This is a genomic window from Mycoplana sp. 10N416 (genome assembly GCF_056394765.1).
In genome coordinates, this window is sequence record NZ_JBFTIM010000001.1 from 815,601 (window position 1) to 827,845 (window position 12,245).

A 12,245-nucleotide genomic window follows, 5' to 3' on the forward strand; every position below is an offset into this window, starting at 1 on the left:
GGATTTCGAATGTATCGCACTCGCCATCCACAGCAGACACGGGAAGCGCCCGTGAAGCGCAAGGCGGTCGTAGGCCCCATGGCTTGCGTCATGGGCGATATGAATGTGGTTCGGCCCCTTGGACTGGCCGGCATTTCCTGCGCGGTTGTCGCGCCGCCCGGCAATCCGACCACCTATTCGCGGTTCGTCCGATCGGTCCTACCCTGGCAGAGCTTTTCAAAGAATCTCGACGCGTTGGCGGACATGTTGCTGCGCTTCGGTGCGGCACAGCAGGAGCCCCCCGTCCTTTTCTTCGAAGAGGATTCCCACCTCCTGTTCATGTCACGATACCGCGAGAGACTGGGCCAGGCCTTCCGCTTCATCCTGCCCGAAGTGGCGTTGGTGGAGGATCTCGTCGACAAGGCCCGTTTTCAATCTCTGGCGGAACGGCTGAGCCTTCCCGTTCCGGCATCGCGAAGAATCCGGCCATGTGCGGACTCACCACCGGTTAACATTGATCTGCGCTTTCCGGTCGTCATCAAGCCACTCAGGCGCCGGTCACCTTGGGAACTAATTGCGAACGGTGGCAAGGCAATCGAGGTCGCCACAGAAGAGGCATTCCGAGAATTGTGGCCCCGCTTGGCCAGCAACGAAATGGATCTCCTGGTCCAGGAGATGGTTCCGGGGCCGGAAAGCTGCATCGAAAGTTATCATGTCTATGTTGATCATCGGGGCGAAATTGCCGGCGAGTTTACTGGCCGAAAAATACGAACTTACCCACCGTCATGTGGTCACAGCACCGCCCTGGAGACTACGGATGCGGCGGATGTGGCATCGCTCGGCCACGCACTGGTTGAGAAGCTGAACCTGCGCGGCGTCGCTAAGTTCGATTTCAAACGAGACCCGGATGGTGCACTTCACCTCCTGGAGGTCAACCCGCGCTTTAATCTTTGGCATGTCCTAGGCGCACGTGCAGGCGTCAACATACCAGCGCTGGTCTACGCAGATCTAACCGGTCAATCCCGGCCGCCCCCGGCGAAAGCGCGTCCGGGCATCCGATGGTGCACTCTCCCTTCCGATTGGTTTGCTGCTCGCGCCATCGGGTTGCCCCTGCGGTCGTGGTTGCCCTGGGTGATCCGCTGCGAGGTGACTTCGCATCTGAGTTGGGATGATCCGGTACTGCTGCAAACGGTATGGCATTGGGGCATGTCTGGCGTTAGCGAAAGGCTTTCCCGACTCATGCAGCCCGCACACCGGGGGGAAGCATGAGATTGGCGATCATCTCCGATGTTCACTCCAATCTCGAGGCACTCCGGGCGACTCTCGACGATATCTCTACGCAAGGAGCGGACCGTATCGTATGCCTTGGCGATATCGTCGGCTACAACACGGATCCGGCAGAGTGCATAGCACTGCTACAGGAATGCGGAGCCATATGCGTAGCCGGAAATCACGACAGGGCTGTCTGTGGACAGCTCGTCACCGACGATTTCGGTTTTGTCGGCGCCCGCGCGATCTTCTGGACACGCCGGCGGCTCGGCCGGGAAGCACTATCATTTCTGGCCGGGCTGCCCCTCAAGGCTGAGATTGACGACGCGGTGATCGCAGTTCATGGCGCGCTGCACCCAGAGAAAGACTGCGATACCGTTCGGCTAGACAATGACGAACAGCGCCGAGCGAGCTTCGAGGCACTCATGAACCACCCCTCGGGCATCCGGATCTGCGCCTTCGGACACACGCACCACCTTGGCGTCTTCGAATGGCAGGGGTCCTCGCCGCGACAACTTCTTGGCGACGAGATCAAGGTCAAGGAGGATGCCTATTACCATATCAACCCGGGTTCAGTCGGAGAATCGCGGACCTCCGATCCACGCGCCACCTACCTCGTTCTCGATACCGCACGCCAGGCCATCAAGGTGAGGCGCGTGGAATATGACTGGTCCGTTTCAATGGCAAAGAAACGGCGGGCGGGCCTGCTACCCCCGTTAGCCACCCTCCCCAAGCCGCTCAAGGCAGTACTGAGACGATATCTCGTCGCTCTCGGCCTCTATGACGCCGTAAAGCGAAAGTGGGAGGTAAGCGGGTGATGACAGGTTACGCGACGATGAAGCTGTTGGCTGGTGGGGCTGCTCGTGTTTCCGGCGAGAAGACATGACGAGCGGACACGGCGGAACCACATGCCGCTTTCATCGGAGGCAATCGGTGGCAGAGTAAGCGAGAACGCACATGTGTGGACTATTTGGCTGGTTCGGCGAGAGACCTCGCGGCGGTGACGAACAGGTCGAGGTTCTATCCAGGCTGCTTCAGCATCGCGGGCCGGATGACGCGGGCTACGAGAGCGGGGCGGGTTGGGGGCTAGGCTTCCGCCGCCTGAGCATCCTTGACCTGAGCCTGCTTGGCCGCCAGCCAATGGCGTCGCCTGATGGTCGCTATTGGCTGATCTTCAACGGCGAAATTTACAATTACATCGAACTGCGGCAGACGTTGGAGCGCGAGGGAGAACAGTTCCAGAGCGGTTCGGATACTGAAGTGCTGGTTCGTCTACTTGCGCTTAAGGGTGCGCGGGCACTGTACCGCCTGAATGGCATGTTTGCATTCGCCTTCGTGGATACCCACGAGCGGACCTTCATCATTGCAAGAGACCGTCTGGGCGTGAAGCCGCTGTACTACCATCTGCGGCAAGGAAGTTTGCGCTTCGCCTCGGAGTTGAAGGCGCTGCTCGCATGGTCTGACGCCCCGCGCGAGGTGGACCCTGCCGCAGTTGCCGAGTACCTGGCCCTAAACTATCTCTCCACCGACCGATGCATCTTCAAGGGCTATCAGAAGCTTCCGCCCGCACACTATCTGGCAGGACCCCTGGACGAGCCGCACCGCGCCCGATTGGGCCAATATTGGCAGGTGTCTGATGAGGCTGACACAGAAACAGATACGCTTTTGTCGGCGCAACTGGACGACCTGTTGGCCCTGCTGACCGACGCCACGCGCATTCGCATGCGAAGTGACGTTCCCGTTGGCATCTTTCTGTCCGGCGGCATCGATAGCGGGCTGGTGGCCGCGCTGGCGGGCGAGGCCGCAGAGGGAAGACGCCCGCTCGCGCTCACCGTCGGCTTTTCCGAGCGTGATCACGACGAGAGCGACCTTGCCCGCGCCACTGCCGAGCGCGCCGGGTTGGAGCACCGCCTCATCGTGCAACGGCCGGCCAGCCTCTCCGATATAGACCGCCTCGCCTGGTTCTACGATGAGCCGTTCGGCGATGCATCTGCGCTGCCTACCTTTGCACTGTGCGAGGCGGCGGCAGAGCACGCGACGGTCTTTCTGTCGGGGGATGGCGGCGACGAGGCGTTTGGCGGCTACCGCCGTTACGTGGAGGCGCAGCGGTATCGTTGGCTTGCAACGTTACCCGCCCCGATAGGTTGGGCGATGCGCGGGCTGTCGCAAGCGTTGCCGACACTTTCATCGCACCGTTACCGCTTGCTGAAATGTGGGCTGCGGGATGGGGGCTACGCTGCCGCCTTTGATGGTGTGCCAACCGATCCGGCACTGCAATTCGCCTTCGGCCCCACTGTGCGCGACCATTTCGCGGGGGCAGGCGCACCGCTCTGGGAGCGGTGGAGCGCCACGCGCGGGCAAGCGATTCAGGCGCGCCAACAGGCACTGGATTACGCGCTGTACCTGCCGGACGACATCCTTGTAAAGATGGACCGGGCCTCGATGGCGCACTCTATCGAGGTGCGTTCGCCTTTCCTGGACTACCGCGTCGTCGAGTGGGCCGCGAGGTTGCCCCGTGCGGCACTCCTCAACACCCGTGAGGGCAAGCTCCCCCTGCGAAAGCTGGCGGAGCGGCTGTTGCCGACGCAGGTGCGACGCGGCAGCAAGCGCGGCTTTGGTGTTCCGCTTCGCGCCTGGTTCCAGCAGCCGAGTGGGCAAACGTTCCTCCGCGAACGGCTGCTTTCCCCGGAGGCGAAGGCGCGCGGCTTCTGGGATGTGACGTGCGTGGAACGCATCATCGCGGCCCACATCTCGGCGGGTGGGCGAGACTTCGGGCCGCTGTTGTGGCGGCTCCTCTTTCTGGATGCGTGGTCGCGCACCTATCTGGACAGCGATGCATTCCTACAAGCCGCCCTCCGCAAGGGAAGCCACGCCACGGCTGCATGAAACAAACGGATCAATGAAGGAGGAGAGTCATCCCTGACGGTGGTGCCCAGCAGTTCGGAAGCTTCAGCGAAAGGAGGGGTTTCCGCTCCGGGGGCCGTCAGCGCGAACTCAGACACTTATTGAATAGCAGGTGTGCCGTGTGGCGGCCGAGGAACGAGCGATACCGTATAACGGTACTTGCCTGAGGCCAGCTTCGGAATGGCATCGACGAACTCGAAGGTCACCTGGCATGCTGATCCCATAACACGCTGCAGCGAACTACGGATCTCGTCCAGAGCACCCTCCGGCGGCGGCGCTGCCGTGACCATCTTAACCAGGATCACATCATAGTCTTGCTGGATGATCTGAGTCTTTTTCAGCCAATTGGATTTATGCACGACACCAAGGAAATGGACGAAAAAGTATCCGGGGATGGTCGAGCCGTCTTCGCGCACGAAGGCATCCATCATGCGTCCGGTAACTGTCGCCAACTTTTCAACGGAGGGTGTTGGGGTCGAAACCGCGGCTGCGACCACCGCGCGGTCGCCGATCCGGTAGCGGATGATCGGCATGGCGTAGTTGGTCAGGCACGTGACCAGCACGTCGCCTTCTTCGTTCGGCCCGCATGGCTCGCCTGCCTCATCCACGACCTCGACGAAATGGGTATAGGTGAAGACCTCCAGCCCTGCTCCGGCCTCGTGCTCGCCGGCGAAGCTGCCGACCTCGCGCGAGCCGTAACGATTTAGTATCGGGCAGTTGAAGGCGCGCATGACCTCTTCACGAATGAAGGGATAGAGAGTACCGGCGCTCGTGACAATGCTCCTGACGGGGGGAAGCCTGATACGCTCGGCATTGATGTAGCGCGCAAGCTCATAGATGCTTTCCGCATAAGCTTCGATAATGACCGGACGCACACGCTGAATTACTTTTACGTAGTTCTGCATGTGTTGTCTGCTTAGATAGAAGGAGTTGAGAAACGTTCGGTTCCGCATGAAGTTGCTGAGTTTGTTGCGCCACCCTTCGGTACCGAACAGTACGTCGCGGTCCGACCCCCAAAGCTTGACGAACGGCTCCCCGGCGAGCTTTCCCGCCCAGGAATAGTGCATCTCGATCGTTGCCTGCCCGATGTCATCGTAGTGGCGGTCCTGCAGCAGCGTCACCGGCTCCCCGCTGCTTCCGCCCGAACTGTTCTTATACCAGGCCCTCGAGGGGAGATCATCGCTCTTCAGCAACTCGAATTTCGCGCGCAACATGTCCCTGGTAAGCTCCGGCACGTGCCGGAAGCGGTCGAGGTCCACGTGGTCGCCGTGCACCACGCCAGTCGCTGTCAGCACATCGCGGTAATGCGGCACGTTGCGGGCAGCGTGCAACAACAGCTGTGAAAGCCGCTCCAGCTGCGCCTCTCGCTGCCCTGCGACCGGCCAGCTATGGAATTCGCCTAGGAATGAGCCATGGCGGGGGATCGGATTATGGGAGATCCGTGAGTCGTAGACCGTCAGGATCGGTGCACGCCAGTTAAGCATGTGATCTCCGATCCAGGACGCTCCACAGCAGATCACGATCCGAACGGCTCAAGCTCAAGGCATAGGCAGCTAGACTGTACACGACAGCAACTGCGGCCGCCATTGCGCCGAGGGTCAGCCAATCCGCCGGCCACCAAAGCTGTGAAATGACCCTGCCGGCGCAGCCGATAGCCAACGTGCCGAGCGCCCCGGCTGTCAAGGGCGCGTAGAACGACCACCAGGGGAGACGCAACAGGACCGCGCAGTAGCTGGACAAGAACAGGCAATTCTTGACCGTCCACACGATGGCCGCGGCCGCCGCGATCCCGGCTACTCCCCATCCGCTCCAGCGTGCAAGCACTATCGCCAAGCCGATGTTCGCGAAGCCGAGCGCGAGCGTGAGCAATCCTTGCACTTTGACCTTGTTGTACGCCGTCACTACGTACAAAAGCGGCCTGATGGCCAGGTTGACTGCCAAATGGCCAACGAGAAGGATCAGCAGCACGTCCAGTTGAGCAAACTCGGGACCCAGCCACAGATGCAGCAAAGGCCCGGCAAATCCGCACAGCAGGCCAACCGGCAGGGCTAGTGCAACCCCAAGAAGCTTGACGGAATGACAAGCAATCCGTCGCATTCCCTCAATGTCGTCTACGGCGTAGCGCGCCATTATTGCCGGACTTAACACAGCGGCGACGGCCTCGGTGAGCGTATGTATCATCGCAGGGAAGAGCAGCACGGCGCCGTATCGTCCGGTCATCTCGGCACCGAACATGGCGTTCACGATCAGGAGGTCCACCTGCATCAGCAGGAGCGCGCCGGTCTGGTTGACTGCCGACCAGCCGCCCAAATTCGCAAGTGCCCCAAAGCGATGACGGTCGATGCTGCGGTAATCGAGATGCAACTCCGGCGTCAAGCGTCTCCAGACGACGACGTCACCCGCAAGTCCGATCATGGCGGAGACGATGAAAGCCGCTGCGACTTGCCAGAGGGTTGCCGGCCAGACCATGAAACAAAGCGCTATGATGCCCACCCGGGTCAGCATCGTCAGCGCGTTCACGATATTTCGCAGGTCGAAGCGATGTCGGATCACGCTTGCAACACCGAAATTGCTGCTCAGAATTGTCACGATGAACGCAGCGCAGACGCTTGCAAACAGAAACTGGGTCGCCGGCTCCAGCCCGGGGGGAACATTGAACAGCGCCGGAAGGAAAAAGGTCAGAATGCCTACCGGGACCAACAGGGCGCTACAAGCAATTATCGAAAGCGCCAGGGCGGTGTTGAAAGTTCGGATGCCGCTGGCGCTGTCGTCTTGATTGAGGTCTATCGCCAGAAAACGGGTAATCGAAACGTTCAGGCTGGTTCCGACCAACGCTCCATACATGACGAGGGAGTTTGCTAGCGCAATCATCCCGTACGCCGCCACGCCGAGATGACTTACCAGAAACGGAACATACCACAGCATGAGAGCTGTGTTCATAACGACATAGCCTGCATTGGAAGCCACATTGCTGACGAAGCGAACTTTCGCGACGTCAGTCATAGACTTACCGGTGATGCCTGCATTCAACATGGCATTCCCATCCTGCTGCCTCGTTGAGACCAGCGCAGTGGGTCAACGGAAGCAGTCCACCGGTGGCAGATCAACGCTCCTCAATGTCGCATTACTTTCCGTCTGCGGGCCTCATGCAAACGAATGAAGACGCCCGACACCGGGCTCCTTAGGCTTTAATTCTCGGCTTGCTGCAACTGACGAGGCAGGATCTGAATTATGCATCCCAAGCAGGGATCATGCCATCAACATCGCCGAAGTTGTCTCGCACTGTCGAAATAGAGGTCGCCAACTATGGAACGTGTTAGGCCACCAAGCGGGAGATATTCTCGATTAGACGGTCCGGCGCCTTCGGATTCGCGACGTGCATCTGGAGCTCAGTTCTCCGAGCTCGTCGACATTATTAGACGGCACAAGGTCTTAATCGGCGCCATGGCAGGGCTCGGTACTTTTGTGACCGTCATTGCCGCGTTGGCAGTCCCGCCCTCGTACACAGCGACGGCTCAGATCGTTATCGACCCGGGTCCGCCGGACGCGAACTCAACACATTCGACCGTTTTCGAGACCGTCGATCCGACCGTGATTGATACGGCGATCGCTATTCTAACTTCCGAAGATCATTTCCGTTCGGTGCGCGCCAGCCTGTACGATTACCCCGGCTTTCAGTCGAAAACGCGAGAAGAGACGTCGGCATTAAGGAAGTCCATCGAGGAACTACGAGCCTGGTTCGTTGGTTCTATCAAAAGCATTCTTCCTATGTCGGATGATCCGGCAGCTAAAAGTGGTGACGCACGGCCAGGTATTCCCAGTGTGGGGGAACTCAGAGCGGGCTTAACGGTCAACCAAGAGCGCCGCTCCCGCATCATCTCCGTGAGCTACACCGGCAAAAGTCCCGAAAAAGCCGCCGTCATCGCAAACCAGTTCGTAGACCTCCACATCGAAGAACTGCGCGACCAGAACCGGCAGGAGTCCGAACGTTTGGTGGCTCGGCTGGACCAGCGCCTTGCGGAGGTCAAGGCCGAGGCTCGGGAAGCGGAAGAGAGGGTGCAATCTTTCCGCATCGTCCATGGAACGACCAATGTCGAGTCTGATGCGGAACTTATCGCCCAAACGAGGCGGCAGCTTGCACGCGCGAGATCCGAAATAGCGGCAAGAGAAGCTGCCATCGATACGCCTCGTAGTGCCGAAGCCATAAAGGAAGAGAGGGCCAAGGTTCGCGATGCGTTGACTCCAGACCCAGGTGCTACGGGCGACTTAAAAAATGAGCGTCTGCAGGCGCCGCTCAACAACGAGACTGAAATTATTCGCTCACAAGCGTCGATGCTGGAGCAATATCTGAAATCACTGCAGAGCGGCGCCGCCGACCGTCTCGATTCTGAAACCGAGCTTCGCTTTCTCGAGCGCCAAGCCGCTTCCGCTGCGGAACATTACAGCGGTCTCCTCCGGAATAAGCAGGAGATAACCGAGGCGCAGGACAATGCGGCGGTTGCGGCGCATATCCTCGCTACGGCGCGAGCGCCGGCCCGCCCCAGCTCAATCAACCCGATCCTCTTCATACCAGCCGGACTGATCGCCTTCTCGGCATTTGGGGTGGCCATCGCATTCTTTCTTGAGAGCATGGATCGCACTCTACGGAGTGAACGTGACATCATTGACGTCCTCGGCGTCTCCTGCATCGGCCTTCTCCCGAATATTCCGTCTACTTACTGGTCACACCGAAAAGCCCGTTACTTGTTCGATGGAGGTTCATCAGCTTACGGCCAGGCAATCTACTCGATCGCAGCCGCAGCGCTCCAGCCTGCTGGTCCGAGTGTTGAGCCGATGATCATCCTCGTGACATCCAGTGTGCCCGGCGAAGGCAAGACCACGCTGGCCACGGGCCTCGCTGCCTGCGCCGTGCGTCTTGGACGTCGCGTTCTTCTAGTCGACCGCGACCTCAAAGATCCCGGGAGCACAGCGGAATTGGAAATGGTAGCGGGCGAGAATGCATGCCCGCTCGCTCAGAGCCTGACGAGCGTTGGGTCGATTGGCCGGAGCTCAGATCTGGAATGCGACTATCTTCCGGTGCGCCGGACAGCTGCCGAGGAGCCTTCGCTTGTTGCGGCTCAGAAAGTCTCGGAAATCTGTCAACGGCTGCGCGGGAGCTACGATTGCGTCATCATTGATGGCCCGCCGGCCTTCGCAACGGAAGCCCGCCTCCTTTCCACGGTAGCCGACAAAGTGATCTTTGCGGTGCGCTGGGGCAGCACACGGCGCGAGGTCGCCGGCAATGCCCTCCAGCAGTTGCAGCACTCCAATCGGTTCGAGAGCCTGGCCAATGTTCATGCTGTGTTGACGCGCGTCCATCTGAGAAAGCATGCACGGTATCGGCTCGGGGATGTGGGTGAGTTCCTCCACAAGCACCGAAGACATTATTCGCGTTCCGGCCTGTGGAGTTAATCCTAACTCATGGGGCACTGGTCGGAGCGGATGATCAGCACCGGATTCGTTGCAACCTAGAGCAGGAGCCTAAACGTTGCGGTGGTGCTTTGTTTCTCCTGGATATAGATCGGCCCAGGTCCTCGCCGGCGATTCCCGCTCATCAGGTGGCGCTGAAGCACAGATAGCTTATCTTGCAGCGGCGCTTGCGGGTCTTGGTCACGAGGTGGCCCTCCTGTACGGTAACGGACAGACGCAGTCTTTCAGCAAGATTTCGGGGGTCACCTGCATCGAAGCTGCACCGGCGTGGCGATCTCCTGGGAGTCTCCCGGCATTCTGGCGTGCCATGGACATGTTGCGCCCGAATGTTCTCTACGCGCGCCTTCCAATGGATTTTCTTTGGCTAATGGGCCTTTTTGCCCGGCGCCGCCTGGATACATGCTTCATATATGCATTGGCCCATGACCTTCATTGCACGCCCTGGACCGCCTACGGCCACAAGAAATGGTTCCACGCGCCGCTATTCAGCCTTGGTTTGCGAAGCACCGACCTGATCGCGGTTCAGCACGCGCAGCAAGTGGCGCTCCTCAATCCGCGGCTGCGAGAGCGCTCGGTACACGTGCCGAATCTGGTGCGCTCGGTCTGCGAACTTCCCCGCGCCTACGACACGACCACCATAGATGCGATCTGGATCGCGAAGATCCGCAACAGCAAACAACTCCATCTCTACTTGGATTTGGCGTCAGCGCTGCCCAGCCTGCGCTTCGCATTGATCGGCGGATTCGATCCCACAGTGAGCAGCACGCGACAAGCAGCGCTCGAGCAGCGGATGTCGAAACTAGAAAACTTGACTTTTTACGGCCCGCAGCGCGACGACAAGGTCATGGCTCTGCTTGCGGAAAGCAAAGTTCTGGTAAATACCTCCCGCGCCGAAGGATTTCCTAACACTATGCTTGAGGCCTGGAGCGTAGGGGTTCCGGTTGTGTCGCTATCGGTGGATCCGGGAGGAGTGATCGAGCAGGAGGGCTTGGGCTTCGTCAGCCGAACCGTGCCTCAACTGGTCCATGATGTCGATGCGCTCGCGCGAACGAAGGCGCTCAATCAGCGGTGCGGAGAAGTCGCGCTTTCCTATGTTCGTCGGCGGCATAGCCTCGAGGCGGTATGCCGGGCTCTAGACGAGGCTCTTCCCGGAGTACGAATGGGCGTGGCGCCCACAATACCGTCCATGGATCGCGGCTGATCCAGGTTCAAAGGCAGGGGTGAACGGCGGTGCTGAATCTTTTTCGTGTTGTATCACCGCCGATGAGCCTGCTGTACGTTGCCTCGGCTGTCCTGCTAGCAATCTTGATGTCTTCCTTGCTGATCCTGTGGGGCGATCCCCGCGCCCCTGTTCTGGCCGTCGGTGGCGCGGGCGGCGCCGCGATCGCTCTCTATTTGGTGCAACGGCCGCGGGGCGCCCTGCATGTCGCGATCTTCCTTTCGCTAATGCCAACGGGGCTTCGGCTCGAACCTGTCTTTACTCTCGCGGTCAATTCGGCCCTTGCGCTTGCGTTCGGTGCGTGGCTGCTCAACGTCATCGTTCAGCGGCAGCCTATCCAGTGGAACGCCGTATGCATCGTATTGGCCCTTTATCTTGTCTGGGCGATCGTCACGCTGCTTTGGGCTCCCGATCTCATCCTGGCCCGCAAGGAACTTGTCACCTATGCCATTGGATTCATTCTGCTGCTACTCATTTCCGAGCAGGTCAGATCAATAGAAGCTTTAGACGAATTGATGCGCGTCCTGAGGTTGATGGGCTGGATCCTCCTCCTGGGGGGATTGTATGCGGTTTTCTTAGGCGATTTCCAGCCTGGCGAGAGACTGCAAGTCCTGGGTATGAACGAGAACCTCTTCGGCGTGGAGCTAGTCCTGACACTTCCCGGCTCGATCTGGCCGGTGTTGCGCTCAACCGGCGCAAAACGCACGTTCCATCTGGGGCTCAGCATTTTCTTCATCCTGTGCACCTTGGGTCTTGTGGCCCTAAGCGGCTCCCGTGGAAGTTCTGTCTCCCTCGTGATCGTGCTGCTCGCGTTCTTCTTCTACAAGCCGATGCGACCGTTCGGTATCGTCGGAATAATACTGGTGGTGGTCCTGCTTGCCGCTGTACCATTCGCGACGGATGTCCTCGTGCAACGCTTCCAAGACCATGAAGGAGGAGATCTGGGCGGACGCGCTGTGCTGTGGCATGCGAGCTTGCTGCTTATACAGGACAACCTGTGGACCGGTGTGGGAGTCGGCAACGGCCCGACTGAGCTCCATCGATATGTCGCTTCCTTGACGAGCATCTACGCACATCGCCCTCAATTGCCGAGTCATAGTCCGCTGCTCGAGGTGGCAGTAGAGACCGGCGTGCTCGGCGTCTTCCTCTATGCCGGCGCGGTTGTTCTCGCTGTGTGGCAGTTCTTTCGGCAACGACACAAGCTATATGCTCACGATGCGCTGGTCGCGAGCTATTTTCCGCTGATGCTCGGTGTGTCCATGGGCTACTTCGCCTCCTGGCTGAAGGGCGGAGGAGTGGACGCTCACCCGACTTTCTTCGTACTCCTGGGGCTGCTCGTATTTCCGGCCCGATTGCTGCGACCTGGGCAAGCCGCGTAAGCGCCTGTCCGACACCCGTGAAGACG

The 12,245-nt window shown here is 59.7% G+C and carries 8 protein-coding genes; 6 read left to right on the top strand and 2 right to left on the bottom strand.

What is annotated here, in order from left to right; all coding sequences use genetic code 11:
- Nucleotides 1-51 precede the first annotated feature (51 nt).
- The 3 genes from AC1DDS_RS03915 (at nt 52) to asnB (ending at nt 4,134) form a co-directional block, all read left to right on the top strand.
- Nucleotides 52-1,248, top strand: coding sequence for a carboxylate--amine ligase (locus AC1DDS_RS03915; RefSeq protein ID WP_477477666.1), 1,197 nt, complete (start codon nt 52-54; stop codon nt 1,246-1,248).
- 2 nt (nt 1,249-1,250) lie between these two features.
- Nucleotides 1,251-2,066, top strand: a complete 816-nt coding sequence (locus AC1DDS_RS03920; protein WP_477477667.1) for a metallophosphoesterase family protein — start codon at nt 1,251-1,253, stop codon at nt 2,064-2,066.
- A gap of 139 nt (nt 2,067-2,205) precedes the next feature.
- Nucleotides 2,206-4,134, top strand: coding sequence for an asparagine synthase (glutamine-hydrolyzing) (gene asnB, locus AC1DDS_RS03925; protein ID WP_477477668.1), 1,929 nt, complete (start codon nt 2,206-2,208; stop codon nt 4,132-4,134).
- 116 nt (nt 4,135-4,250) lie between these two features.
- Here the strand turns inward: asnB and AC1DDS_RS03930 are convergent, their stop codons facing one another.
- Both AC1DDS_RS03930 and AC1DDS_RS03935 read right to left on the bottom strand, forming a co-directional pair.
- A complete protein-coding gene (locus AC1DDS_RS03930; protein WP_477477669.1) occupies nt 4,251-5,636 on the bottom strand; it encodes a phenylacetate--CoA ligase family protein in 1,386 nt (461 codons plus the stop codon).
- The gene (locus AC1DDS_RS03935) at nt 5,629-7,185 is read right to left on the bottom strand and encodes a lipopolysaccharide biosynthesis protein (RefSeq protein ID WP_477477670.1); all 1,557 of its coding nucleotides are present in this window, start codon (nt 7,183-7,185) and stop codon (nt 5,629-5,631) included. Before AC1DDS_RS03935 ends, AC1DDS_RS03930 begins: the two co-directional genes overlap by 8 nt.
- Before the next feature lie 273 nt (nt 7,186-7,458).
- On the opposite strand from AC1DDS_RS03935, the gene AC1DDS_RS03940 reads away from it, so the two are divergent.
- The 3 genes from AC1DDS_RS03940 (at nt 7,459) to AC1DDS_RS03950 (ending at nt 12,219) form a co-directional block, all read left to right on the top strand.
- On the top strand, nt 7,459-9,603 hold the full coding sequence (locus tag AC1DDS_RS03940; RefSeq protein ID WP_477477671.1) for a GumC family protein: 2,145 nt from the start codon (nt 7,459-7,461) through the stop codon (nt 9,601-9,603).
- A 76-nt stretch (nt 9,604-9,679) separates the two neighbouring features.
- Nucleotides 9,680-10,822 carry a glycosyltransferase family 4 protein gene (locus AC1DDS_RS03945; RefSeq protein ID WP_477477672.1) on the top strand — a complete coding sequence of 381 codons (1,143 nt, stop codon included), beginning with the start codon at nt 9,680-9,682 and terminating at the stop codon, nt 10,820-10,822.
- Nucleotides 10,823-10,851: 29 nt separating this feature from the next.
- Complete coding sequence (locus tag AC1DDS_RS03950; RefSeq protein ID WP_477477673.1) at nt 10,852-12,219, top strand: O-antigen ligase family protein; 1,368 nt, start codon at nt 10,852-10,854, stop codon at nt 12,217-12,219.
- Nucleotides 12,220-12,245: the final 26 nt, after the last annotated feature.

What these genes read in the sequence shown, in the direction of transcription:
- asnB (WP_477477668.1), top strand. Translation starts at nt 2,206, where the DNA reads ATGTGTGGACTATTTGGCTGGTTCGGCGAGAGACCTCGCGGCGGTGAC.
- AC1DDS_RS03930 (WP_477477669.1), bottom strand. Translation starts at nt 5,636, where the DNA reads ATGCTTAACTGGCGTGCACCGATCCTGACGGTCTACGACTCACGGATC.
- AC1DDS_RS03935 (WP_477477670.1), bottom strand. Translation starts at nt 7,185, where the DNA reads ATGTTGAATGCAGGCATCACCGGTAAGTCTATGACTGACGTCGCGAAA.
- AC1DDS_RS03940 (WP_477477671.1), top strand. Translation starts at nt 7,459, where the DNA reads ATGGAACGTGTTAGGCCACCAAGCGGGAGATATTCTCGATTAGACGGT.